This window comes from Kitasatospora sp. NPDC028961 (assembly GCF_055564815.1).
Window position 1 is genome coordinate 338692 of sequence record NZ_JBVHVO010000005.1, and the last position, 25765, is coordinate 364456.

General features: G+C 73.1%; 19 protein-coding genes and 1 pseudogene. 18 read left to right on the forward strand and 2 right to left on the reverse strand.

Annotated elements, in window-relative coordinates; translation table 11 throughout:
• Positions 1 to 228: 228 nt before the first annotated feature.
• Together ACZ4UX_RS13785 and mnmA are read left to right on the forward strand one after the other, a co-directional pair.
• Positions 229 to 1416: a cysteine desulfurase family protein gene (locus ACZ4UX_RS13785; protein WP_465706734.1), complete on the forward strand. Its 1188-nt coding sequence runs from the start codon at positions 229 to 231 to the stop codon at positions 1414 to 1416.
• A 44-nt stretch (positions 1417 to 1460) separates the two neighbouring features.
• Positions 1461 to 2597 (forward strand): tRNA 2-thiouridine(34) synthase MnmA, encoded by a 1137-nt coding sequence (gene mnmA, locus ACZ4UX_RS13790; protein WP_329489701.1) that lies wholly within the window; start codon positions 1461 to 1463, stop codon positions 2595 to 2597.
• 191 nt (positions 2598 to 2788) lie between these two features.
• On the opposite strand, the gene ACZ4UX_RS13795 is transcribed toward mnmA, so the two are convergent.
• Together ACZ4UX_RS13795 and ACZ4UX_RS13800 are read right to left on the reverse strand one after the other, a co-directional pair.
• Complete coding sequence (locus ACZ4UX_RS13795; protein ID WP_465706735.1) at positions 2789 to 3172, reverse strand: ATP-binding protein; 384 nt, start codon at positions 3170 to 3172, stop codon at positions 2789 to 2791.
• A 206-nt stretch (positions 3173 to 3378) separates the two neighbouring features.
• Positions 3379 to 4158, reverse strand: a complete 780-nt coding sequence (locus ACZ4UX_RS13800; RefSeq protein ID WP_465706736.1) for a GntR family transcriptional regulator — start codon at positions 4156 to 4158, stop codon at positions 3379 to 3381.
• 17 nt (positions 4159 to 4175) lie between these two features.
• Between ACZ4UX_RS13800 and ACZ4UX_RS13805 the strand changes: the two genes are divergently transcribed.
• The 16 genes and pseudogenes from ACZ4UX_RS13805 to ilvN all read left to right on the forward strand — a co-directional run bounded on the left by ACZ4UX_RS13805 (position 4176) and on the right by ilvN (position 25724).
• Complete coding sequence (locus ACZ4UX_RS13805) at positions 4176 to 4643, forward strand: NUDIX hydrolase (RefSeq protein ID WP_465706753.1); 468 nt, start codon at positions 4176 to 4178, stop codon at positions 4641 to 4643.
• Positions 4644 to 4829: 186 nt separating this feature from the next.
• Complete coding sequence (locus ACZ4UX_RS13810) at positions 4830 to 5387, forward strand: Uma2 family endonuclease (RefSeq protein WP_465706737.1); 558 nt, start codon at positions 4830 to 4832, stop codon at positions 5385 to 5387.
• 39 nt (positions 5388 to 5426) lie between these two features.
• Positions 5427 to 5951 (forward strand): LOG family protein, encoded by a 525-nt coding sequence (locus ACZ4UX_RS13815; RefSeq protein ID WP_352295281.1) that lies wholly within the window; start codon positions 5427 to 5429, stop codon positions 5949 to 5951.
• Positions 5952 to 5964: 13 nt separating this feature from the next.
• A complete protein-coding gene (locus tag ACZ4UX_RS13820) occupies positions 5965 to 6654 on the forward strand; it encodes an SDR family oxidoreductase (RefSeq protein ID WP_329489704.1) in 690 nt (229 codons plus the stop codon).
• Between the two features lie 90 nt (positions 6655 to 6744).
• Positions 6745 to 7773, forward strand: a complete 1029-nt coding sequence (locus ACZ4UX_RS13825; protein ID WP_465706738.1) for a methionine synthase — start codon at positions 6745 to 6747, stop codon at positions 7771 to 7773.
• A 22-nt stretch (positions 7774 to 7795) separates the two neighbouring features.
• A complete protein-coding gene (gene ligA, locus ACZ4UX_RS13830; RefSeq protein ID WP_465706754.1) occupies positions 7796 to 10081 on the forward strand; it encodes an NAD-dependent DNA ligase LigA in 2286 nt (761 codons plus the stop codon).
• A gap of 372 nt (positions 10082 to 10453) precedes the next feature.
• A pseudogene (locus tag ACZ4UX_RS13835) lies at positions 10454 to 12007 on the forward strand (putative bifunctional diguanylate cyclase/phosphodiesterase); the annotation flags it as partial.
• Positions 12008 to 12371: 364 nt separating this feature from the next.
• On the forward strand, positions 12372 to 12668 hold the full coding sequence (gene gatC, locus ACZ4UX_RS13840; RefSeq protein ID WP_280719380.1) for an Asp-tRNA(Asn)/Glu-tRNA(Gln) amidotransferase subunit GatC: 297 nt from the start codon (positions 12372 to 12374) through the stop codon (positions 12666 to 12668).
• Positions 12669 to 12671: 3 nt separating this feature from the next.
• Positions 12672 to 14165, forward strand: coding sequence for an Asp-tRNA(Asn)/Glu-tRNA(Gln) amidotransferase subunit GatA (gatA, locus tag ACZ4UX_RS13845; protein ID WP_329489708.1), 1494 nt, complete (start codon positions 12672 to 12674; stop codon positions 14163 to 14165).
• Positions 14162 to 14401: a hypothetical protein gene (locus ACZ4UX_RS13850; RefSeq protein WP_329489709.1), complete on the forward strand. Its 240-nt coding sequence runs from the start codon at positions 14162 to 14164 to the stop codon at positions 14399 to 14401. The genes gatA and ACZ4UX_RS13850 overlap by 4 nt, the downstream gene beginning before the upstream one ends.
• A gap of 80 nt (positions 14402 to 14481) precedes the next feature.
• The gene (gene gatB / locus ACZ4UX_RS13855) at positions 14482 to 15993 is read left to right on the forward strand and encodes an Asp-tRNA(Asn)/Glu-tRNA(Gln) amidotransferase subunit GatB (RefSeq protein ID WP_465706739.1); all 1512 of its coding nucleotides are present in this window, start codon (positions 14482 to 14484) and stop codon (positions 15991 to 15993) included.
• Positions 15994 to 16251: 258 nt separating this feature from the next.
• Positions 16252 to 16410, forward strand: a complete 159-nt coding sequence (locus ACZ4UX_RS13860; RefSeq protein ID WP_465706740.1) for a hypothetical protein — start codon at positions 16252 to 16254, stop codon at positions 16408 to 16410.
• A gap of 119 nt (positions 16411 to 16529) precedes the next feature.
• On the forward strand, positions 16530 to 19580 hold the full coding sequence (locus ACZ4UX_RS13865) for a helix-turn-helix transcriptional regulator (protein WP_465706741.1): 3051 nt from the start codon (positions 16530 to 16532) through the stop codon (positions 19578 to 19580).
• Positions 19581 to 20051: 471 nt separating this feature from the next.
• Positions 20052 to 22979: a putative bifunctional diguanylate cyclase/phosphodiesterase gene (locus ACZ4UX_RS13870; RefSeq protein ID WP_465706755.1), complete on the forward strand. Its 2928-nt coding sequence runs from the start codon at positions 20052 to 20054 to the stop codon at positions 22977 to 22979.
• 331 nt (positions 22980 to 23310) lie between these two features.
• Positions 23311 to 25164: an acetolactate synthase large subunit gene (locus tag ACZ4UX_RS13875; protein WP_329489713.1), complete on the forward strand. Its 1854-nt coding sequence runs from the start codon at positions 23311 to 23313 to the stop codon at positions 25162 to 25164.
• Positions 25165 to 25199: 35 nt separating this feature from the next.
• Positions 25200 to 25724 (forward strand): acetolactate synthase small subunit, encoded by a 525-nt coding sequence (gene ilvN, locus ACZ4UX_RS13880; RefSeq protein ID WP_329489714.1) that lies wholly within the window; start codon positions 25200 to 25202, stop codon positions 25722 to 25724.
• Positions 25725 to 25765: the final 41 nt, after the last annotated feature.

The following is a 25765-nucleotide window of genomic DNA, read 5'->3' on the forward strand; positions in this document are numbered from 1 at the left end:
AGGCTAACCGTTCGGCCGGGCGGGAGACCAACGAGCCCCCGGCCGTCCCGGCTTGGCCGTCGGGGGCCGGGCCGGTGCCCGGCGCCGCGGGTGGCGGGGGAGCGGCGGCCGGATGGCGGGCGGGTGGCGGACGGTTGGCCGGATCGGGGCGTTTGCGCGCGCTGCGCGGCGGCCGGATCCGCCGGGTGGCCCGAGCGTCGCGCGGTGGCCCTCTACAATCGGATGGTTATGCCATACCTGGACCATGCGGCGACCACGCCGATGCTGCCCGAGGCGATCGCCGCGATGACCGCGCACCTGGGGGTCGTCGGCAACGCCTCCTCCCTGCACGCGTCCGGCCGCCGGGCCCGCCGCGTGGTCGAGGAGTCCCGCGAGTCGCTGGCGGAGTCGCTCGGCGCCCGCCCCAGCGAGATCGTCCTCACCGGCGGCGGCACCGAGTCCGACAACCTGGCCGTCAAGGGCCTGTACTGGGCCCGGCGGGGGGCCGACCCGGCCCGGACCCGGGTGTTGTGCAGCCCGGTCGAGCACCATGCGGTGCTCGACGCGGTGCACTGGCTCTCCGAGCACGAGGGCGCCCGGGTCGACTACCTCCCGGTGGACGGCTACGGCCGGGTCCACCCGGCGGCGTTGCGCGAGGCGATCGAGCGGGATCCGGCCTCCGTCGCGCTGGTCACCGTGATGTGGGCCAACAACGAGGTCGGCACCATCCAACCGGTCACCGAACTCGCCGCGGTCGCCGCCGAGTTCGGCATTCCGATGCACGCCGACGCGGTCCAGGCGCTCGGTCAGGTGCCGGTCTCCTTCGCGGAGTCCGGGCTGACCGCACTCACCGTCACCGGTCACAAGGTCGGCGGTCCGTACGGCGTCGGCGCCCTGCTGCTGTCGCGCGGGGCCACGCCCGTCCCGCTGCTGCACGGCGGCGGCCAGGAGCGGGACGTCCGCTCCGGCACGCTGGACGCGCCGGCCACCGCGGGCTTCGCGGCCGCCGCCGCGCTCGCCGTCGAGCGGCGGGACGAGCACGCGGCGGTGCTCGGCACGCTGCGCGACGAACTGGTCGCCTCGGTGCTGGCCGGCGTCCCGGACGCGGTCCTCAACGGCGACCCGACGACGCAGGGGCGGCTGCCCGCCAACGCGCACTTCTCCTTCCCCGGCTGCGAGGGCGACGCGCTGCTGATGCTGCTCGACGCCCAGGGCATCGAGTGCTCGACCGGCTCGGCCTGCTCGGCGGGGGTGCCGCAGCCCAGCCACGTCCTGCTGGCGATGGGCGTGGACCCGCTGCTGGCCCGCGCCTCACTGCGGTTCTCGCTCGGCCACACCTCCACCCGGGAGGACGTCACCGCGCTCGCCGGAGCCATCGCCCCGGTCGTGCAGCGGGCCCGCAACGCGGGGCTGGCGGCGGCCGCGCGCGCCCGGTAAACCCGGCCGGGACTCCGCCGCGACCACGTACTCTTGTGGGCATCATGACTGACTTCCCCGGTGCCCCGACCGCCCCGTCCACTGGCCGCCTGCGTGTGCTCGCGGCGATGTCCGGCGGGGTGGACTCCGCCGTCGCCGCCGCCCGCGCGGCCGAAGCGGGGCACGAGGTGACCGGCGTGCACCTGGCGCTCTCCGCCAACCCGCAGTCCTTCCGCACCGGCGCCCGCGGCTGCTGCACCATCGAGGACTCCCGCGACGCCCGCCGGGCGGCCGACGTGATCGGCATCCCGTTCTACGTCTGGGACCTCGCCGAGCGGTTCCGCGAGGACGTCATCGACGACTTCGTCGCCGAGTACGCGGCCGGCCGCACCCCCAACCCCTGCCTGCGCTGCAACGAGAAGATCAAGTTCGCCGCGCTGCTGGACAAGGCGATCGCGCTCGGCTTCGACGCCGTCTGCACCGGCCACTACGCCCGGATCGTCGACCTCCCGGACGGCCGCCGCGAGCTGCACCGCGCCGTCGACGCCGCCAAGGACCAGTCCTACGTGCTGGGCGTGCTCGACGCCGACCAGCTCGCCCACTCGCTCTTCCCGCTGGGCGACACCACCAAGGACGTCATCCGCGAGGAGGCCGAGCGCCGCGGCCTGGCCGTCGCGAAGAAGCCGGACAGCCACGACATCTGCTTCATCGCGGACGGCGACACCCAGGGCTTCCTGGCCAAGCACCTCGGCCGGGCCCCCGGCGACATCGTCGACGCGGACGGCACCAAGCTCGGCGAGCACGACGGCGCCTACGGCTTCACCATCGGCCAGCGCAAGGGCCTGCGGATCGGCCGCCCGGCCGCCGACGGCAAGCCCCGCTACGTGCTCGACATCTCCCCGGTGAACAACACCGTCACCGTCGGCCCCGTCGAGGGCCTGGACGTGACGGCCCTGACCGCGATCCGCCCGCGCTGGTGCGGGGCCGAGGCCGCGGCCGACGGCCGCTACACCGCCCAGCTCCGCGCCCACGGAGAGGAGGTCCCGGTCACGGCCGCCATGGTCGACGGCGAACTCCACGTCACCCTGGACACCCCCGCCCGCGGCATCGCCCCCGGCCAGGCCGTCGTCCTCTACGACACCACCCGCGTCGTCGGCTCCGCCACCATCGCCACCACCCACCGCCGCCCGGTCACGGCCTGAAACGGGTCCTCCCGGTCGGAGCGTGCCGGGTGTGCCGCTGTATCAGCGGCACACCCGGAAGACCAGCACGAGCGCGGCTGTGACGAGGTGCACCAGGGCGCTCGCGGACACGGGGTAGGCGGTCCAGCGACGCAGTGACTCCGGCGCGGTGGCTCGGAGGCCGTCGCGGGGCCACGCCTCGGGAGGTGGGCTCACTGCGAGATGTCGGCGTGGACGACCTTGCCGAACGGTTCGATCGTGGCGCCCCACCGGCCACCGGTGAGTCGGTGCACCAGTTCGAGGCCGCGGTGGCTCTCGTCGTCGGCGGATGCCCGGATCAGCACCGGCAGGGACCGCGAGCCGTCGCGCACCGAGATTCGTACGGTTGCGGCGGTGATTCGCCGGACGGTGACCGTCATGTCCAGTCGGCAACCGGTCTTCGCCGCGTTGGTCACCAGTTCGCTGGTGACCAACGCGGCCGAGTCGATCAAGTGGGGCAGGCCCCAGTCCGACAGCGTGTCGCGGACCAGCTTGCGGGCCCGCCCCACCGACTCGGGGCGGTAGGGCAGTGACTGCGCTCGGTCAGTGGTCGACACCGGCGGCGATCCGGCCCCTGCGCAGGTGGAGGATGCCGACGACGAGCGGGGCGTGGGAAACGTGGTCATGGTGACTGTCTCCTCTAGATGAGGCGCACTCCTGTACTTGTGTACAGGAGTGATGTCAGCAGAGTGCCCTAGCTCCTGTATATGAGTCAACTCTCGCTGGCGCGCCTCCCTGGCGGGTCCGTCAAAGCGACCGGGCGTCAGTCGCGCGCGGGGAAGCGGTAGTCGAGGACGAACTGGTCAGCGGCCATCACGGTGTCGCACACCTCCACCACGCGGTCGTCCACGGTGATCGCGTCCCGCAGGAGGTGGATCACCGGCGAACCGGGGCTCAGCGCCAGTGCCACGGTCTCGGGCTTCGTCGCCAGCCGTGCCCGCACAGACTCGGTGAACTCGGCGAGCACATGGCCGTGTTCTTCGAGACGGGCGTAGATCCCGCCGCCGCCGGGGTTCTCGGCGAAGACCTCGGGGATGTCCTTGGCCACGTCCCACGGCAGGTAGGACGTGGCTTCCTCGGTCGGCACGCCGTCACGGAAGTACCGGCGTTTGCGCGCCAGCACCTTGGTGCCGGCGCGCAAACGCAACCGCTGGGCGATGTCCGCAGGTGCCTCGACGGGGCCGACGAACAGCACCGTCACCGACGGCACGCCCCCGGACGCCTCCTCCTCGGCGAGGTACGCGGCCTTGCCGGCCTTGCGGTGGGCGCGGCGAAAGCGGTCCGAGGATTTGCGCTGCACGGGCGGGCGGGAGCGGACGAACGATCCGCGGCCGTGGTGTGTCTCGATCAGCTGCGCCGTCCGGAGTTCGGCGACGGCCTTGCGAACGGTGCCGGAGGCGACCGCGTACCGCTGCATGAGCTCGGCTTCACTGGGCACGGCCGCGCCGGGCGCGAGTGCACCCGAGGCGATCTGTGCGGCGAGGTCATCCGCGATCTGCAGATACTTCGCCTTGGCCGTTGAGGCCACGTCACCATTCGCCATAGTTATTCAGGGCTCCTATTCTCCTGTACATGAGTAACAGTGCGGGGAAGCCCCAGTCAACGCCGCTCCATTCCGTGTCGGTCGCCGGCGCCGTGGTGCGGGAGGACGGCAGGGTGCTGGCCATTCGTCGCGCGGACAACGGCACCTGGGAGCCCCCGGGCGGAGTGCTGGAGCCGACCGAGGGCATCGAGGAGGGCGTGCGCCGCGAGGTCTACGAGGAGACCGGGATCAAGGTCGGCGTGGACCGGCTGACGGGCGTCTACAAGAACGTGAACCGTGGAATCGTCGCCCTGGTCTTCCGCTGCCGTCCCGAGGGCGGGGCCGAGCAGGTGTCGGACGAGTCGACCGCCGTCGACTGGCTCACGCCGGCCGAGGTGTCCGCCCGGATGGCCGAGGTCTACGCCGTGCGCCTGCTGGATGCACTCCGGGACGACCGGGCACCCGCCGTCCGCACCCACGACGGTGGGCGGCTGCTCGGCGGGTGAGGCACTGACCGGAACCGGATACGACCGGCCCGGCGCCTTCCCGTTCCCGGTGGGAGCGTCGGCCGCGGGTCCCCGGGGTGCGTCATAGTGGACGGAGCCGCACGGGTGGTGCGGCCCGCCGGTGTTCGACGACCGGGCTCCGGGGAGCGGCCGGCGATGCCCGTGGCGCCTTGCGGGGAGGACGGCATGAGCTTCTACGAGCGGCACCGCGACTTCGTCGAGGAGCTGGAGCGGATCGCTCCCGAGGGCGTTCGGATCGAATGGTCCGGGGACACGCTGATCATGCAGGCATCACCCTCGAACATCCACCAGTTCAACGTCGCTCGGGTGCGCAGGCAGTTCGAGCGGCACGCCCCCGACGGCTACCTCCCCAGTGAGCGGAGCGAGATCGTCAGCCCGGACGTCTCCATGGGGCGCGCTCCCGACCTGACCTACCTGCCCGAGGAGGTTCTCTCCCGGCCGGGCAACAAGGCCCCCGCGGGGGAGGCCCTGATCGCCGTGGAGATCGTCTCGCCCTCCAACCCGGGCAACGACTGGATGGACAAGCCGCACGACTACGCCGTGCTGCGCATCCCGCTGTATCTGATCGTGGACCCGCGGCAGCAGACGGTGACGCTGTTCTCCGAGCCGGACCACGACCGGTACCACACGCGCAGTGACCGGAAGTTCGGCGACGAGATCGGCATCCCGGAGCCCTTCGGCTTCACGCTGGGCCTGTCCAAGCTCGTCCCGTACAAGGTCTGACCGTGCGCGTCGGCGAGGCGTGATAGACCAGTCAGCATTATGAACATCACTGTCTTCTGCTCCGCGTACTCGCTCGACGAGCGGTACTCCGCGCCTGCCGCCGAATTCGCCCGTCTGCTCGGGGAGGGCGGGCACACCCTGGTGTGGGGCGGCTCCAACGCGGGGCTGATGGGGCTGCTGGCCGACGGGGTGAAGGCGGCCGGGGGCAAGCTGGTCGGGGTGCTGGTGGAACTGCTCCGGCACAAGGGCTACGAGGGCGCCGACGAGCTGGTGATGACCCTGGACCTCGCCGAGCGCAAGGCGCAGCTGCTGATGCGCGCGGACGCCGTCGTCGTGCTGGTCGGCGGCCTCGGCACGCTGGACGAGGTGACCGAGGTGCTGGAGCTCAAGAAGCACGCGCTGCACGACAAGCCGGTGATCGTCCTGGACACCGAGGGCTTCTACGCGGGCCTGCGCACCCAGCTGGAGCGGATGGACACGGAGGGTTTCCTGCCGCGGCCGCTCGGCGAGCTGATCACCTTCGCCGACACCCCCGCCCAGGTCTTCGAGCAGCTCAAGGCCTGAGAGGATCGGGACCATGGCTGCACATCTGATCACGGGCGCGGGCTCCGGCATCGGCGCCGTCCTCGCCGAGCGCCTCGCCGAACGCGGGGACGACCTCTGGCTGCTGGCCCGCGACGCCCGCCGGGCCGCGGAGCTGCGCGAACGCTTCCCCGGGGCGCAGACCCTGGTCGGCGACCTCGGTACGCCGGCCAAGCTCTCCTGGGCCTTCGGCCACCAGGCGCTGCCGGCGGAGCTCGACTCGCTGCTGCACGTGGCGGGCGTCGTCGAGCTGGGCCAGGTCGGTGAACTGCCGGTCAAGGCCTGGCAGGACACCCTGAACGTGAACCTGGTCGCGCCCGCCGAGCTGACCCGGCTGATGCTGCCCTCGCTGCGGCTGGTCAAGGGCCACGTGGTGTTCGTGAACTCCGGCGCGGGGCTCACCGCGCACGCCGACTGGTCGGCGTACGCGGCGAGCAAGCACGGCCTGAAGGCGCTCGCGGACTCGCTGCGCCACGAGGAGCACGCCGCCGGCGTCCGGGTCACCTCGGTCTACCCGGGCCGCACCGCGACCGCGATGCAGGTCAAGGTCCACCAGCAGGAGGGCCGGGAGTACGACGCCGACCGCTTCATCGCGCCCGAGTCGGTGGCGAAGGCGGTCCTGGCCGCGCTCGACGCCTCCCGCGACGCGGAGATCACCGAGATCACCGTCCGCCCCGGGAAGTGAGCCCCGGGGACGTGGGTTCGCCGGCCTCAGCCCGGGCGTGGGAGGTCGGCCGGTCCGACTTCCCACGCCGGGCGCACTAGGCTCGGGCGGGTGAGCAACGGACACTCTTTCCCCGACCTGCGCGGCGCCGCCACCGGCGTCGGATCGCTGCCCGGCACCGACGCGCGGGAGGCCGCCAGGACGGCCACCGGGGCGCTGGAGCAACTGCCGTTCCTGCCCGAGCTGCCCGCCCGCGGGCCGGGCGCCGACATGATCGGGCGCAGCGCCGGCCTGCTGGTCGAGCTGTTCGCGCAGACCGAGCCCAGCGGCTGGCGCTTCACCGACCGCCCCGGCCGCGACACCCGGCGGGCCCGTGCCTGGCTGGGCGAGGACCTGGACGCCCTGGAGGAGTTCACCCAGGGCTACCAGGGTGCGCTCAAGGTGCAGGCCGTCGGCCCGTGGACGCTGGCCGCCTCGATCGAGCTGAAGCACGGCGAGAAGGCGCTCGCCGACCCCGGTGCCCGCCGGGACATCGCCGGCTCGCTCACCGAGGGGCTGCGCCGCCACCTCGACGAGGTCCGCCGCCGGATCCCCGGCGCGGCGGTGGTGCTCCAGCTCGACGAGCCCTCGCTGCCCGCGGTGCTGACCGGCGGGGTGAGGACCGCCAGCGGCTTCCAGCGGCTGCGCTCGGTGGACCGCCAGGTCGCCGAGGAGGCGCTGCGCGAGGTGATCCGCAGCGTCGACGTACCGGTGGTGGTGCACTGCTGCGCCCCGGACGTCCCGATCCCGCTGCTGCGCCGGGCCGGTGTGGCCGGAGTCTCCCTGGACTTCTCGCTGTTGACGGAACGTGAGGACGAGCAGCTCGGCGAGGCGATCGAGGCGGGCACCGTGATCCTCGCCGGCGTGGTGCCCCCCACCGACGAAGCCCCCGCTCAATCAACGGCGCTGTCCGACCCGGCCGGTAGTGTCCAGGGTGTCAGGACGTTGTGGCGCAGGCTCGGGTTCGCCCCGGAGCTGCTGGGCCGCCGTGTGCTGGTGACGCCCACCTGCGGGCTGGCCGGGGCCTCTCCGGCCCACGCGCGCAAGGCGCTGTCACTCAGTGTGAGGGCGGCCCAGAGCCTGGTGGACAACCCGGAATGAGAACGTAGGAGGGCTTGCGGTGGTGGCTGTCGAGGGCTGGGAGGAGATCCCGGCGGAGGTCCGCGGGCGGCACGCCGAGCTGGCGGCCGAGATCGAGGACCACCGCGCCCGCTACTACGAGCAGGACGCGCCGGTCGTCACCGATGCCGAGTTCGACGCGCTGATGCGCGAGCTGGAGGCGCTGGAGGCCGGGCACCCGGCCCTGCGCACCCCCGACTCGCCGACCCAGAAGGTCGGCGGCGCCGTCACCGAGCAGTTCGCGGCCGTCGAGCACCGCGAGCGTCTGCTCAGCCTGGACAACGCGATGGACGACGACGAGCTGGCCGCCTGGGCCGAGCGGGTCGCCACCGAGCTGGCCGGCATCGAGTACCACTACCTCTGCGAGCTCAAGGTGGACGGCCTGGCCGTCAACCTCACCTACGAGAACGGCCAGTTGGTGCAGGCCGCGACCCGCGGCGACGGCCGGGTCGGCGAGGACATCACCGCCAACGTCCGCACCATCAAGGAGATCCCGCACCGGCTCAAGGGCGACGACGTCCCCGCGCTGGTGGAGATCCGCGGCGAGGTCTACTTCCCCACCGACGCCTTCGAGGCGCTCAACGCCTCCTTCGCCGAGGAGAACGAGCGCCGCCGGCAGGAGAACGAGGAGCGCGCCAAGGAGGGCAAGCGGCCCCGGGCGATGATCCGGCTGTTCATGAACCCGCGCAACGCGGCCGCCGGTTCGCTGCGCCAGAAGGACCCGCACATCACCGCGTCCCGCCCGCTGCACATGGTGGTGCACGGCATCGGCGCCCGGGTCGGCTTCGACATCGACAACCAGTCGCACGCCTACCGGCTGCTGCACGACTGGGGCCTGCCCACGGCCCGGCACAACAAGGTGGTCGGCACGCTGGCCGAGGTCCGCGCCTTCATCGAGCACTTCGGCGCGCAGCGGCACTCGGTCGAGCACGAGATCGACGGCGTCGTGGTCAAGGTGGACGAGATCGCCCTCCAGGGCCGGCTCGGCGCGACCTCGAAGTCCCCGCGCTGGGCGATCGCCTGGAAGTACCCGCCGGAGGAGGTCACCGGCAAGCTCGCCGCGATCAAGGTCGGCATCGGCCGCACCGGCCGGGCCACCCCGTACGCGGTGCTGGCGGAGCCGGTGAAGGTGGCCGGCTCGATGGTGCAGTACGCGACGCTGCACAACCAGCAGATCGTCAAGGCCAAGGACGTCATGCTGGGCGACACCGTGGTGCTCCGCAAGGCCGGTGACGTCATCCCCGAGATCCTCGGCCCGGTGTACGACCTGCGGGACGGCACCGAGCAGGAGTTCGTGATGCCCTCGCACTGCCACGAGTGCGGCGCCGAGCTGCGCCCGATGGCGGAGGGCGACATCGACCTGCGGTGCCCCAACGCGCAGTTCTGCCCGGCCCAGATCCGCGAGCGGATCGCCTTCCTGGGCGGCCGGTCCGCGCTGGACATCGAGGGGCTGGGCTACGTCGCGGCGACGGCGCTGACCCAGCCGCTGGAGCCGGCCGAGGCGCCGGTCCGGGACGAGGGCGACATCTTCCGCCTCACCGCCGAGCAGCTGCTGCCGATCAGGGTGCTGGTCCGCGACCCGAAGACCGGCCTGCCGAAGCTCGACGACGAGACCGGCGAGGAGAAGGAGGTCTTCTTCTTCGCGACCACCACGGGCGCGGCCAAGAAGAACACCGGCCTGATGCTCGACAACATCGACCTGGCGAGGGAGCGCCCCCTCTGGCGCTTCCTCAACGGCCTGTCGATCCGGCACGTCGGCCCGGTCGCCGCGCAGGCGCTGGCCAGGGAGTTCCGCGACCTCGACCGGATCTTCGCGGCCAGCCAGGAGGAGCTGGCCGCCACCGAGGGGGTCGGTCCCGGTACGGCGCGCTCGATCGCCGAGTGGTACCAGGAGGAGTGGCACCGGGAGATCCTGGAGAAGTGGCGCGGGGCCGGCGTGCGGTTCACCGAGGAGGCCGGCGAGGAGCAGGGCGAGCGTCCGCTGGAGGGGCTGACGGTGGTGGTCACCGGCACGCTGGCCGGGCACACCCGGGACGGCGCCAAGGAGGCGCTGACCTCGCGCGGAGCGAAGGTGACCGGATCGGTGTCGAAGAAGACCGATTTCGTGGTCGCCGGTGACAATCCCGGTTCCAAGTTCGACAAGGCCGTTCAGCTCGGGCTGCCGGTCCTGGACGACGAGGGCTTCACGGTGCTGCTGGAGCAGGGACCGGACGCGGCTCGCAGGCACCTGGGCCTGCCCGAACCGGAGGCCGTCGCCGGGGCCGCCGAGGAGCCCCCCGCCGAGGGGTGACCCGAACTCGGAGCCACCGAGTCCGTCTTGTTATCGTCCTGATGCGCCGTCACCGGGTGCCGCGCGGTGAAAGCGGGCATTGTGTCACTGTGCGGCACCGGAACGCGGTGGCGCGCTCCCGGTTGTCCGAAAGTCTGCCCGCCGGGTGGACCCCGGAATACCCTGGAGCGCAACAGAGTGTCAGCAGGGGTGGGGGCACCGGCTGAGCCGGTCTCCGCGGGGTCGCTCATGCCCGGCAGCTGCCGGCACCGGTACGGTGCCTCACCGTAAGGCGGCCTGACGGGGCGGGCCCGACGGAGGACAGGGCTTATGGATCGTACGACCGGCGGTGCGCCCACACGCCCGCCGCAGGGGGTGGCGGGTGCGGTCCTGCTGCTCGGAGTCCTGCTGGCCGGCGCCGCACCGCTCATCCCGCTGGCCGTCCTGGTCTACCGCTACGAGCCCGAGCTGCTGCCGCTGTTCGCGGTGCCGCTGGCCGTGCTGGTCGCGGCCTGGCGGATCGCCCGGGACCGCGCCCGTGACCAGCTCACCGACCCGCTGACGGACCTGCCCAACCGCCAGGCCCTCTTACTGGCCGCCCAGGAGGCCATCGCCGAGCACGAGCAGGGCTACAGCGTCGGGCTGATCCTGCTCGACCTCGACCGGTTCAGGTCGCTCAACGACACGCTCGGCCACACCGCCGGCGACCGGCTGCTGGTGCACATCGCCCGCCGGCTGCACCGCGCCCTGCGCTCCGGCGCGTCCGGCGGAGCGGGACGGGAGACGATCGACGACGTCTTCGCCGGGATGCCCCGGGACTACCGGCGCGGCCGCCCGATGGTGGCCCGGATGGGCGGCGACGAGTTCGCCGTGCTGCTGCCCGGCGTCGGCTGCCCCAACACCCTGGAGCGGGTCGCCAAGGCGCTGATCGCCGAGCTGGCCGCACCGATCCGGCTGGACGGGCTGCTGCTCGTCCTGGAGGCCAGCGCCGGCGTCTGCGTCTACCCGCAGCACGCCCAGGACGCCGAGTCGCTGCTGCGCCGCGCCGACGTGGCGATGGGCCACGCCCAGCGCGGCTGCACCTCCGTCGAACAGTACGACGAGGCCCAGGACGCCGACACGCCGTACCGGATCGGGCTGCTGGGCGATCTGCGGCGGGCGCTGGAGACCGGCGAGGTGCAGCTGCACTACCAGCCCAAGGTGGCCTTCGACGGCCGGGTGGTCGGACTGGAGGCGCTGCTGCGCTGGGACCGGCCCGGCCAGGGCAAGGTCTCGCCGGACGAGTTCGTCGGGCTCGCGGAGTCCAGCGGCCTGATGCCCCGGCTGACCGACTACGTCCTGGAGGCGGCCGTCGGCCAGCTCGCCTCCTGGCGCGAGCAGGGCCTCCAGGTGCAGGTCGCGGTGAACGTCTCGCCGCGCGACGTGCTGAACCCGGGCTTCGCCCAGCGGGTCGCCGGGCACCTCGTCCGCCACCAGGTGCCGGCCCACGCGCTCCAGCTGGAGATCACCGAGCGGCTGCTGCTGGACGACTCCCGGCGGGCCGCCGACACCCTGGCCGAGCTGCGCGGCTACGGCGTCGGGATGTCCCTGGACGACTTCGGGACGGGCCACTCCTCGCTGGTGCGGCTGCGCAGCCTGCCGGTCGGCGAGTTGAAGATCGACCGCTCCTTCGTCTCCCGGATGGTCGCCGACGACCACGACGCGGCCGTGGTCCGCTGCTCGGTGGAGCTGGCCCACTCGCTGGGCCTGACCGTGGTGGCCGAGGGCGTGGAGGACGACGAGACCTGGGAGCGGCTGCACCGGATGGGCGTGGACGCCGTCCAGGGCTGGCTGGTCTCGGCGGCGCTGCCGGCCGAGCAGGCCACCGCCTGGCTCCGGGTGCACCGCACCGGCGCCCCGCCGGTCGAGCGGTTCGGCCCGGCGGGTCAACTGCCGCGGGTGATCCAGCCGGTGGTCAAGCCGGGGATCCAGCCGGTGCTGCCGCCGGTCATCCCGCCGGTGCTGCCGCCGGTGGTCCAGGCGGTGTCGGCGGCCCAGTTGGAGGTCCAGGCGCAGGGCACGCCGAGGTGGGTCCCGACGAGCCCGCAGTAGGGCGTCCGCGGCGGTCGCCGGCCCGGTCCCGGAGCGGGACCGGGGCAGGGTGACCGCCCCGCGGGGTTACTCGTTGGCCGGTGGCCGGGCCGGGCCCCATAGGATGGGGTCCACAGACCAAGAGGACGGGAGCGCCGAGCCGGCTGCTCCTGCCCGGGCCCGGTACCGCCTGAGCGCGGCGCCGGGTCTCACCAGAACTCACACCCCTGAGGATCGCCGCATGCCTGGCATCACGCGCGAGGAGGTCGCCCACCTCGCTCGGCTGTCGCGTCTTGAGTTGCAGGCCGAAGAGCTGGACCACTTCGCCGAGCAGCTCGACGTGATCATCGGCGCGGTCGCGCGCGTTTCCGAGGTCGCCGGACAGGACGTCCCGCCGACCTCCCACCCCCTCCCGCTGACCAACGTCATGCGGGCGGACGTGGTGCGACCGTCGCTCACCCCGGAGCAGGCGCTGTCCGGCGCCCCCGCCGCCGAGGAGCAGCGTTTCCGTGTGCCGCAGATCCTCGGGGAGGACTGACCGATGACCGACCTGATCCGTTACACCGCGGCCGAGACCGCGAGCGCCATCGCCAAGGGCGAGGTCTCCGCCGTCGAGGTCGCCCAGGCGCACCTGGACCGCATCGGCGCCGTCGACAAGAAGGTCAACGCCTTCCTGCACGTCGACACCGAGGGCGCGCTGGACGCCGCCAGGGCCGTCGACGAGAAGCGCGCCAAGGGCGAGGAGCTGGGCCCGCTGGCCGGCGTCCCGCTCGCGCTGAAGGACGTCTTCACCACCAAGGGCGTGCCGACCACCTGCGGGTCCAAGATCCTCGAAGGCTGGATCCCGCCGTACGACGCCACCCTGACCTCGCGTCTCAAGGACGCGGGCGTGGTGATCCTCGGCAAGACCAACATGGACGAGTTCGCGATGGGCTCCTCCACCGAGAACTCGGCCTACGGCCCCACCGGCAACCCGTGGGACCTCAGCCGGATCCCCGGCGGCTCCGGCGGTGGCTCGGCCGCCGCGCTGGCCGCCTTCGAGGCCCCGCTGGCGATCGGCACCGACACCGGCGGCTCGATCCGCCAGCCCGGCGCCGTCACCGGCACCGTCGGCGTGAAGCCCACCTACGGGTCGGTCTCCCGCTACGGCCTGGTCGCGTTCTCCTCCTCGCTGGACCAGGGCGGTCCGTGCGCCCGCACCGTGCTCGACGCGGCGCTGCTGCACGAGGCGATCGCCGGCCACGACCCGCTGGACTCCACCTCGATCGACGCGCCCGTCCCGGCCGTGGTCGAGGCCGCCAAGCTGCGCGACGTGCGCGGCATGCGGATCGGCGTGGTCAAGGAGTTCGCCGGCGAGGGCTACCAGGCCGGCGTCATGCAGCGGTTCAACGAGTCCGTCGAGCTGCTGCGCGAGCTGGGCGCGGAGGTCGTCGAGGTCTCCTGCCCGTCGTTCACCCTGGCGCTGCCCGCGTACTACCTGATCGCGCCCAGCGAGGCCTCGTCCAACCTGGCCCGCTTCGACGCGATGCGCTACGGCCTGCGGGTTGGCGACGACGGCACCCGCTCGGCCGAGGACGTCACCGCCCTCACCCGCGAGGCCGGCTTCGGCCCCGAGGTGAAGCGCCGGATCATCCTCGGCACCTACGCCCTCTCCTCGGGCTACTACGACGCCTACTACGGCTCGGCCCAGAAGGTGCGCACGCTCATCTCGCGCGACTTCGACACCGCCTTCGCCGGCGTGGACGTGCTGGTCTCGCCGACCACGCCGACCACCGCCTTCCCGATCGGCGAGCGCGCCGACGACCCGATGGCGATGTACCTGGCCGACCTCTGCACGATTCCGTCGAACCTCGCGGGCAACGCGGCCATGTCGCTGCCCTGCGGGCTGGCGCCGGAGGACAATCTCCCGGTCGGCCTGCAGATCATCGCACCCGCGATGGCGGACGACCGCCTGTACCGCGTGGGCGGCGCCGTCGAGGCCGCACTCAACGACAAGTGGGGGCACACCCTGCTGGAGGAGGCACCGGCACTGTGAGCAAGCTCGAAAAGGCGAAGGGCTTCAAGCACTCCAAGCCCGGCCTGTGGCTGTCCATCGGCACCAGCACGTTCGGCGCGGTCTCGATCGTCAAGGACATCCGGAAGGCGCGCGGCGAGAGCGACACGCTCAAGCTGATCAACGCCCTGGTCGGTGCGGCGGCGCTGGTCACCGGCACCGCCCTGCTGGTGCGCGAGTTGCGCCGGCTCGGCGACGACGACGTGCTGCTGGGCTGAGAACGCCCTCGGCCCGGCCGCGCACCCGACCGTGCGCGGCCGGGCCCGTACCTCCACAGACTTTTAGCGAAGGGGACGCTGTGAGCGTCATGAACCTGGTCTCCTACGAGGACGCTCTCGCGTCGTACGACCCGGTGATGGGCCTTGAGGTCCACGTCGAGCTGGGTACCAAGACCAAGATGTTCTGCGGGTGCTCGACCGAACTGGGTGCCGAGCCGAACAGCCAGGTCTGCCCGACCTGTCTGGGCCTGCCCGGCTCGCTGCCGGTGGTCAACGCCATCGGCGTCGAGTCGGCGATCAAGATCGGCCTGGCGCTGAACTGCGAGATCGCCGAGTGGTGCCGGTTCGCCCGGAAGAACTACTTCTACCCGGACATGCCGAAGAACTTCCAGACCTCGCAGTACGACGAGCCGATCGCCTTCAACGGCTACCTCGACGTGCAGTTGGAGGACGGCTCGACCTTCCGGGTGGAGATCGAGCGCGCCCACATGGAGGAGGACACCGGCAAGTCCAGCCACGTCGGCGGCGCGACCGGCCGGATCCATGGCGCCACGCACTCGCTGCTCGACTACAACCGGGCCGGCATCCCGCTGATCGAGATCGTCACCAAGCCGATCGAGGGCGCCGGCGAGCGGGCCCCCGAGGTCGCCAAGGCGTACGTCGCCGAGCTGCGTGAGCTGATCAAGGCGCTGGGCGTCTCCGAGGCCCGGATGGACAAGGGCCAGATGCGCTGCGACGTCAACCTGTCGCTGCGCCCCAACGGCACCGAGAAGTTCGGCACCCGCTCCGAGACCAAGAACGTCAACTCGCTGCGCAGCGTCGAGCGGGCCGCCCGGTTCGAGATCCAGCGGCACGCCACGGTGCTGGGCGACGGCGGCACGATCGTCCAGGAGACCCGGCACTTCCACGAGGAGGACGGCAGCACCACCGCCGGCCGGATCAAGGACAACGCCGAGGACTACCGCTACTTCCCCGAGCCGGACCTGGTGCCGATCGCGCCGGCCCGCGCCTGGGTGGAGGAGCTGCGCGCCGGTCTGCCCGAGCTGCCGCGGGTGCGCCGGGCCCGGCTGCAGGCCGAGTGGGGCCTGACCGACAAGGACATGCAGTCGGTGCTGAACGCCGGCGCGGTCGAGCCGATCCTGGAGACCATCGCCGCGGGCGCCCCGGCCGACCAGGCCCGCAAGTGGTGGATGGGCGAGCTGGCCCGCCGGGCCAACGAGACCGGCACCGAGCTGAGCGAGCAGCCGATCACCCCGGCGCAGGTCGCCCGGGTGACCGCGCTCGTCGCCGAGGGCAAGCTGAACGACAAGCTGGCCCGCCAGGTCATCGAGGCCGTGCTGGCCGGTGAGGGCGAGCCGGACGAGGTCGTCGAGAAGCGCGGCCTGGCCGTCGTCTCGGACGACTCCGCGCTCGGCGCGGCCGTCGACGAGGCCATCGCCGGCAACGAGGCGATCGCCGCCAAGATCCGCGACGGCAAGGTCGCCGCGGTGGGCGCGCTCGTCGGCGCGGTCATGAAGGCCACCCGCGGGCAGGCCGACGCGGCCCGGGTGAAGGACCTCATCCTGGCGAAGCTCGGCGTGGAAGGGCAGTAGGCACTACCTGGAGAAGCTCGGTGCCGACCGGATCCGACCACGGTTTCTAAGGCATCTAAGGCTTTCTAAGGTGCCTTAGTGCGCTCAGGGCCCGGATCCACCCCCTAAGTGGGGTGGATCCGGGCCTTTGCCGTTCCCGGCCGCCCGACCTAAGGCGCAGGCCGCCCGGAACATCGGGCAAGGTGCCGATGCGGCGCACCCCCCTGGGGGAGGAGGCTTTACCTCAGAACGAGAGAGACCACCACGAGGGGAAACACCGTGTACGAGTACGAGCTCATCCAGCACCAGGTGCGGGAACTCCACGCCCAGGCCGACCACCAGCGGCTGGTCCGCGAGGCCAAGGGCGACCGCCGCGGCCTGCGCCGACTGCCCGCCGTCCGCTCCGAGCGGCGCGCCGCGCGTCTGCGCGAGTGCTGACGGGTCGACACCCGGCCGGGGCCGGGACGGAGATGGAAGGGGAGGCGCGATCCAGCGCCTCCCCTTCCGGGCGTCCGAGGGCCGGGATAACCGATCGGCCCGGCCCGGACGGTTATGGCATGCTCGCCTCCATGCAGCAGATATCGGTGAGTCCCGTCTTCGTCGGCCGCGGCACCGAGATCACCGAACTGGGCGAGGCGCTGCGGCGGGCCGGGGAGGGGAAGCCGCAGACCGTCCTGATCGGCGGCGAGGCGGGCGTCGGCAAGACCAGGCTGCTGGAGGAGTTCCTCGACCGGTGCTGCGCGGACGAGGGCGTGGTCACCACCGTCGGCGGCTGTCTGGAGGTCGGCGCCGAGGGGCTGCCGTACGCGCCGCTGGCCACCGCGCTGCGCCGGTTGCACCGGGGGCTGGGCGCCGAGCTGGAGGCCGCCGCGGCCGGCAGCGAGGGCCACCTCGCCCGGCTGCTGCCCGACTTCGGCGAGGCCGACGGCGAACCCAACGACGAGTACGGCCGGGCCCGGCTGTTCGAGCACACCGCGAGGCTGTTCGAGCGGCTCGGCACGGACCGTACCCTCGTGCTCGCGGTCGAGGACCTGCACTGGTCCGACCGTTCGACCCGGGAGCTCTTCACCTACCTGGTCCGCACCCTGCACCGGGCCCGCGTGCTGCTGGTGGCCACCTACCGCACCGACGACCTGCACCGCCGCCACCCGCTGCGGCCCTTCCTCGCCGAGCTGGAGCGGCTGCGCACCGTCCAGCGGATGGAGCTGGAGCGGTTCGGCCCGGGCGAGGTGGCCGAGCAGCTGGCCGGCATCCTCGGCACCGCCGACCCCGACCGGCAGCTGGTCGACCGGATCCACCGCCGCTCCGAGGGCAACCCGTTCTTCGTCGAGGAGCTCGCCACCTCCTTCCAGTCCGGCTGCTCGGCCGGGCTCACCGACTCGCTGCGGGACATCCTGCTGGTCCGGGTCGAGGCGCTGGACGAGGAGACCCAGCGGGTGCTGCGGATCGCTGCCGAGGGCGGCTCCTACGTCGAGCACGCGCTGCTGGCCGCGGTGCTGGACGACGAGGAGGAGCTGATCGAGTCGCTGCGCGCGGCCGTCGGCGCCAACATCCTGCGCCCGGACACCGACGGGGACGGCTACCGGTTCCGGCACGCCCTCGTCCGCGAGGCGGTCTCGGACGACCTGCTGCCCGGCGAGCGGCACCGGATCAACCGCCGCTTCGCCACCGCCCTGGAGCAGCAGCCGCACCTGGTCGGCTGCGACGTCCGGCCGGCCCGGCTGGCCAACTACTGGTACCACGCGCACGATCCGGTCCGGGCCCTGCCGAGCGCCCTGGACGCCGCCCGGGCGGCCCGCCGACGCAACGCCTTCGCCGAGCAGCTGCGGATGCTGGAGCGCGCCCTGGAGCTGTGGGACGAGGTCTCCGAGGACGTCCTGGCGCACACCCTGCGCCCCTACGACTGGGCCGAGACCTACCCGCCCTGCTCCTGCGACGTGGACACCCACGACGGCGACTGCGAGCGGCTGCAACTGGTCGACGTCCTCGCCGAGGCGGTGGTCGCGGCCCGGCGCAGCGGGGACCGCGAGCGCGGGCTGAGCCTCTCCCGGCGGGCGCTGAAGCTGGTCGACGAGAACCGCGACCCGGCCCGGGCCGCCTGGTTCCGGATGAACCGGGCCCGGATGTTCGGCCACCTCAACCGCTCCAAGGACCAGGACGAGGCGGCCTACGCCCGGCGGCTGGTCGAGCACCTGCCGCCGTCCGCGGTGCAGGCCGAGGTGTTCGCGCTGAGCGCCGGCATCGCCATGCTCAACAACCCGACCGGCGAGAGCGTCGAACTCGCCGAGCGGGCCGCGGCGATCGCCCGCCAGGTCGGCGCGCACGCCGTCGAGCAGCACGCCCGGATGACGCTCGGCACGCTCCGCCACGACCTGGGCAACGACCCCGAGGCCGCCGTCACCGAGCTGACCGAGGCGCTCGCCGCCACCCGTGGACTCGGCGTCCCCGACCTGATGCTCCGCGGCCTCAACAACCTGGCCAGCCTGCTGCAGTCGCTCGGCCGCGCGGAGGAGGCGGTGGCGCTCGCCCGCGAGGGGCTGGAGACGGCGGACGGCACCGGCCTGCTGCGCAACATCGGCACCCTGCTGCTCGGCAACCTCGCCGAGGCGCTGCTCGACCTGGGCCGGACCGGGGAGGCGGCCGAGCTGCTGGCCGGCGCCGAGCGGACCCAGTACCCGGGCAGCCACGCCGAGTTCCTCGACCGGCTGCGGGGCGAGCTGGCCCTGCTGCGCGGGGACCTCCCGGCGGCGGCCGGCATGCTCGCCCAGGCCCGGGCCTCGGACCGGGTCTGCCAGGTCCAGCACTCGGTGCCGATCTCCCGGCTCGCGGTGCTGATCGCCGCCCGGGGCGGGCGGCCGCTGGAGGCGCGGGCCGAACTGCTCGCGGTGATCGGGGGCCCCGTCCCGGCCGGGAACGAGGCGGCGCTCTACCCGCTGCTGATCGACGGGGCCGCGGCCGAGGCCGACGGCCGGGGCCTGCCGGAAGCCGATCCGGGCCGGCCCGCGGTGCTGGCCCGGATCGCCGAGGTGGCCGCCGGGCTGACTCCCAAGGCGCCGCTGCACCACGGCTGGGCGCGCCTGCTGGAGGCCGAACTGGCCCGGGCCGAGGGCCTGGACACCCCGGTGCAGTGGGCCGTCGCCGTCGAGGCGCTGCGGCCGGCCGGGCTGCCCGGCCCGCTGGCGGCGGCCCTGCTGCGGGCCGGCGAGGCCGGGGTGCTGGCCGGCGACCGGGAGGCCGGGGCGGCCCTGCTCCGCGAGGCCCGGACGCTGGCCCGGGCCCGGTCGGACAGCGCGCTGCTGGCCGAGATCAACGGCCTGGCCGAGCGGGCCGGTCTGGCGCTGACCGCCCGTGCGGCGAGGGCCGCCGCGGTGCCCGCGGTCGGCGACTCCTTCGGGCTCACCCCCCGTGAGCGGGACGTGCTCCGGTTGCTCGCCCGGGGCCGTACCAACCGGCAGATCGCGGAGGAGCTGTACATCTCGCCGAAGACCGCGAGCGTGCACGTCTCCAACATCCTCGGCAAGCTCGCGGTGGCCGGCCGGGGCGAGGCCGCCGCACTGGCGCACCGCCTGCGGCTCTTCCCGGACGAGCCGGCGCTGGCCGGCCGCTGACCCGCACGCTCGCCGGTGACCACCGGCCGGACCTGCCCGGACCGGCCGGTGGTCGCCGGACCCCGCCGCGTGCTCCCGTGCGCGCCGCGTGAGCCCCCGCCCGCACGCCCCCGCCAACCGGCCCGATCCGGCGGAATCGGGTGCATTTCACCACCCCTTCACCATTACTCTAAGTTGAGTGTGCGTGTCATTGAGTGACCGAAGTGGTGTAGGGTCCCGAGTGGGAACATCGGTGCGGTGCGTCGGCCGGCAGGCCGCCCACCCCCTGGGCCATCGCCCTGACGGGGCGCCTGGTCACCGCGTACGGCCATCAGGTGCGCGGCCGGTGGCCCGTGGCCGGGGCGCCAGGCTCCGGGCCGGAGGGGGAGAGGCCGAGTGAGCTCCACCGATGCGGTGCTGCCCGGAGCCGGACGGTCGGGCGTACCGGACGCCGACCTGTCCGCAGCCGTCCGGCGCGGCCCGGTCCGCCGACTGCTGTACAGCCGATCCCTGCCCGGCACCGTGCTCGGCGCCCTCTGCCTGGCGTACGCGCTGGGCGCGTCCCTCGGCTGGGGGTCACGCCAACTCTCCGTCTTCATGGGTGATTTCGGCCTGGCGGCGGCCGCGCTCGCGGCCGCGCTGTCCTGTCTGACGTACGCCTGTACGGTCGGCGGCCCGGCCCGTTCGGCCTGGCTGCTGTTCGGCCTCTCCTCGCTCATGGTCGCGTTCGGCAACGCCACCTGGGGCTGGTACGAGCTGGTCGAACCCGGCAAGCAGCCGCAGGACTCGCTCGCCGAGTTCGCCTTCCTGCTGTTCGCCCCGCTCGCCATCACCGGCGTGCTGGTGCTCTCCCAGCGCCCGCGCAGCGCCGCCGGCTGGCTCTGCCTGCTGTTGGACGGCTGGCTGGTGGCCGGCTCGCTGTTCACCCTGAGCTGGAGCCTCGCGCTCGGCCGGATCGCCGCCGGCGCGGACGGCTCCGTGGTGGCGCTGGCGACCAACCTGGCCTACCCGGTGCTGGACATCCTGCTGGTCAGCCTGGTGGTCGGGCTGCGCTTCGGCGGCCGCGACGGCAACCGGGCCGCGGTGCACACCGCGATGATCGCGCTCGCCGTGACGGTGCTCTGCGACGCCCTCTTCACCTCGCCGGAGCTGAAGAGCAACTACCACTCGGGGGAGCTGCTGGACGCCGGCTGGTTCGCCGGCAGCCTGCTGCTGGCCTGGGCCCCGTGGTCGCCGCGCTGGCGCCGTCCGCTGCGCGAGCACCCCTCGGTCGGCGGCCTGCCGCGCCGCCGGGTGGCCACCACCTTCAGCGCGCTCACCCCGTACGCGGCGGCCGCCGTCTGCACCGCCGGGATCCTCTACAACGCCCTCGGCGGGCGGCCGCTGGACCGGGTGGTGGCCGCGGCTGCCTGCACCGTCGGCCTGGCGCTGATCCTGCGCCAGGGCGTGATGCTGCTGGACAACCTCTCGCTGGCGCAGGAGCTGGCCCACAAGGAGGCGCACTTCCGCTCCCTGGTGCAGGGCTCCAGCGACGTCATCATGATCGCCGGCGCCAACGGCGTGCTCTCCTACGTGTCCCCGGCCGCGCTCGGCGTCTACGGGCGGGATCCGGAGGAGCTGGTCGGCGGCAACCTGCTGGACCTCGTCCACCCCGAGGACGTGGACCGGGTGCTCGCGGAGGTCCGCCGCTTCCTGGCCCGGGGCCGGCTCGCCGCGCTCCGCTCGCCCGCCGCCGCCGAGCCGTCCGCGGCCCGGGTGGAGTGCCGGATCAGCTCCGGCGCCGGCGAGTGGCTGCACGTCGAGTCCACCGTCAACCGGTACCGCGACGGCCTGATCCTGAACAGCCGGGACGTCACCGAACGCGTCATACTGCAGGCCCAGTTGCAGCACAACGCCTTCCACGACCCGCTCACCGACCTGCCCAACCGGGCGCTGTTCGCCCAACGGCTGCGCGCCGCCCTCGCCGCCCGCGGCCAGCAGGGCGGCGCGGGCGCCGGGATCGCCGTGCTCTTCCTGGACCTGGACGGCTTCAAGGCGGTCAACGACAGCGCCGGCCACCAGGTCGGCGACGAACTGCTGGTGCAGGCCGCCCGCCGGCTGCAGGGCGCGGTGCGCAGCGGCGACACCGTCGCCCGGTTCGGCGGGGACGAGTTCGCGGCGCTGGTCTGCGGCCCGCTCGGCCGGCTGCAGGTCCAGGAGCTCGCCGAGCGGCTGCGGATCGCCCTCTCCGAGCCGTACTGGATCGGCGGCGCCGAACTCAGCGTCGCGGCCAGCATCGGCATCTCCTTCGGCACCCCCGAGCGCGGCCCCGCCGCCGATCCCCGGGCCGCCACCGACGAGCTGATGCGCAACGCCGACCTCGCGATGTACCGGGCCAAGTCCGAGGGCAAGGGCCGGGTGGTGCTCTACACCCCGGCGATGCGGGCCGACCTGGAGCGCCGCACCGAGCTGGAGGAGCGGCTGCGGGTGGCCGTCCGCGAGGGCGGCTTCACGCTGCTCCACCAGCCGGTGGTGGACCTCGGGACCGGCGCCGTCACCGGCGTCGAGGCCCAGGCCCGCTGGCGCTCCGCGCAGGGACTGCTGCTCACCCCCGCCGAGTTCCTGCGCTCCGCCGAGCACGGCGACGCGGCCACCCGGTTCTCCCGCTGGCTGATCCACGAGGCGGTGACGGCCGCCGCGCTGCGCCGCGGGCTGCCGGCGAGAACCCGCTCGGCGCCGGCCCCGGTGCCGGTGTCGGTCCGGCTCTCGGCGCAGCGCCTCTGCTCGCCCGGCATGTACGAGGCGGTGGTCGCGGCGCTGCGCGACACCGGGCTGCCGGCCGGCCACCTGGTGGTCGAGGTGGCCCGGATGGGCCCGGACGCGCTGGCCGACGAACTCGGCCGCCGGCTGGCCGCGCTGCGCCGGCTCGGCGTCTCGACCGCGCTGGCCGGCTTCGGGGCGGGCAACGGCTCGCTGGGGGCGCTCGCCCGGCTGCCCTTCGACAGCCTCAAACTGGACCGCACGCTGGTCCAGGACCTCGGTGACTCGCCGCTCGGCCGGACGCTGGCCGGGCACGCGCTGCGGCTCGGCCGGGACCTCGGCCTGGTGACCGCGGCCGAGGGGGTGGACCTGCCGCGCCAGGTGGCCGTCCTCCAGGAGCTGGGCTGCCGGCAGGGCCAGGGGTCGGCCTTCGCCCCGCCGCTGGACGAGACCCGGCTGCGGCGGGCGCTGGTACGCCGTTCCTACCCGCTGCCGCGCCCGCTCGGCTCGCTCTCGGCGCGGCGCGCGTATCTGGCCGCGGACACCCGGACGGGTGGCCGCGGCGAGCCCGGCGCGGGGCGGTCCGGGCCCCCTCACAGCCCCTCCGACCTGCCCGAACACCGGGCCGCCGCCGGCCCGGGGCACGGTCCGCATGGCGAGACTGTCGTCCCACCTGCTTGACAGTCGACCCCGCACGGGAGGAAGGTCGTTGCCATGCGCACCCGAATTCTCGTACTTGGCGGGCGCGTCGGCTGAGCGGGCGATGCCCCGCTCGTGACAGACCGACGCGCCACCCCTCGCATGCCCTTGGCACGAGGGGTTTTTTGTTGCACTGACGCTGTTCCACTCCGCAAGACCACTGGCCCCGGCCGCCCGATTCCCCCCGATTCCGGAGGGCGAGGAGGGACGATTGGGGCAGAGCCGGCGATCGGCCCGACACGCGGGACCCCACCCTCAGCCACCTGGGGCCCGCAACCACCCGGGCCGGCGAAACCCGAGAAGAGACAGGCAGATGACTGAGCACGCCGCATCCCCCCGCCGCGGGGACACCCCGGCCGCCCACGCTCCCGCTCCCCAGCACGTCGTCGAGACCATGACCGGAGCCCAGTCGCTCATCCGCTCGCTGGAGGCCGTGGGCGCGGACACCGTCTTCGGCATCCCGGGCGGGGCCATCCTTCCCGCGTACGACCCGCTGATGGACTCGACCAAGGTGCGCCACATCCTGGTCCGCCACGAGCAGGGCGCCGGCCACGCCGCCACCGGTTACGCCCAGGCCACCGGCAAGGTCGGGGTCTGCATGGCCACCTCGGGGCCGGGCGCGACCAACCTGGTGACCCCGATCGCCGACGCGTACATGGACTCCGTCCCGATGGTGGCGATCACCGGGCAGGTCGCCTCCAAGGCGATCGGCACCGACGCCTTCCAGGAGGCGGACATCTGCGGCATCACGATGCCGATCACCAAGCACAACTTCCTGGTGACCGACCCCGCCGAGATCCCCCGGGTGATCTCCGAGGCGTTCCACATCGCCGCCACCGGCCGACCCGGCCCGGTGCTGGTCGACATCGCCAAGGACGCGCTGCAGGCCACCACCACCTTCCGCTGGCCGGCCGAGACCTCGCTGCCCGGCTACCGCCCGGTCACCAAGCCGCACGCCAAGCAGATCCGCGAGGCCGCGAAGATGCTGGTGAGCGCCCGGCGCCCGGTGCTGTACGTCGGCGGCGGGGTGCTCAAGGCGCACGCCACGGCCGAACTGCGGATCCTCGCCGAGCTGACCGGCGCCCCCGTGGTCACCACGCTGATGGCGCTCGGCGCCTTCCCCGACAGCCACCCGCAGCACCTGGGCATGCCCGGCATGCACGGCACCGTCCCGGCCGTCACCGCGCTGCAGAAGTCGGACCTGCTCTTCACCCTGGGCGCCCGCTTCGACGACCGCGTCACCGGCAAGCTGGACAGCTTCGCGCCCTACGCCAAGGTCGTCCACGCCGACATCGACCCGGCCGAGATCGGCAAGAACCGCCCGGCCGACGTGCCGATCGTCGGCGACGCCCGCGAGGTGCTGGCCGACCTGATCGTCGCCGTCCAGGCCGAGTTCGACGCCGGCCACCGCAGCGACTACGCGGACTGGTGGGTCAAGCTCAACGAGTGGAAGAAGACCTACCCGCTGGGCTACGAGCCGGCCCCGGCCGGTCAGCTCTCCCCGCAGCAGGTCATCGAGCGGATCGGCCGGCTGGTCGGCCCGGAGGCGATCTACGCCGCGGGCGTCGGCCAGCACCAGATGTGGAGCTCGCAGTTCATCCAGTTCGAGAAGCCGGCCACCTGGCTGAACTCGGGCGGCGCGGGCACCATGGGCTACGCGGTGCCGGCCGCGATGGGGGCCAAGGCGGGCCGCCCCGAGACGGCGGTCTGGGCGATCGACGGCGACGGCTGCTTCCAGATGACCAATCAGGAACTCGTCACCTGCGCCCTGAACGACATCCCGATCAAGGTCGCGGTCATCAACAACGGTTCGCTGGGCATGGTCCGCCAGTGGCAGACCCTCTTCTACAACCAGCGCTACTCCAACACCGTGCTGCACGCCGGCCCGGACCACGACGGCATCGAGCCGCCGGCCCAGGGCACCCGGATCCCCGACTTCGTGCTGCTCTCCGAGGCGATGGGCTGCGTCGGCCTGCGCTGCGAGCGCCCGGAGGACCTGGACGCGGTGATCAAGCAGGCGATGGAGATCAACGACCGCCCGGTCGTCATCGACTTCATCGTCCACCAGGACGCCATGGTCTGGCCGATGGTCGCGGCCGGCACCAGCAACGACGAGATCCAGTTCGCCAAGGGCGTCCGGCCCGACTTCGGCGACGACCTCGACTGACGCCCGCTCCGGAACGCCAAGGGAACAGAGACCCCATGTCCAAGCACACCCTCTCCGTCCTGGTCGAGAACAAGCCCGGCGTGCTCGCCCGCATCGCCTCGCTGTTCTCCCGTCGGGGCTTCAACATCGACTCCCTCGCCGTCGGCCCGACGGAGCACCCGGACATCTCCCGGATGACGATCGTGGTCAACGTCGAGGACCTCCCGCTGGAACAGGTCACCAAGCAGCTCAACAAGCTCGTGAACGTGATAAAGATCGTCGAACTCGACCAGTCCGCTGCGATCCAGCGGGAACTGGTCCTGGTGAAGGTCCGCGCCGACAACGAGACGCGGTCGCAGATCGTCGAGATCGTCCAGCTCTTCCGCGCCAAGACGGTCGACGTGTCCCCCGACGCGGTGACCATCGAGGCCACCGGTAGTTCGGACAAGCTGGAGGCCATGCTCCGGATGCTGGAGCCGTACGGCGTCAAGGAGCTCGTCCAGTCCGGCCTGGTGGCCATCGGCCGCGGCGCCCGGTCGATCACCGACCGCTCGCTGCGCGCCCTCGACCGCAGCGCGTAGCGCGGTCGTCTCACCCCCTGAAGCACCGTCCCACACCCTGC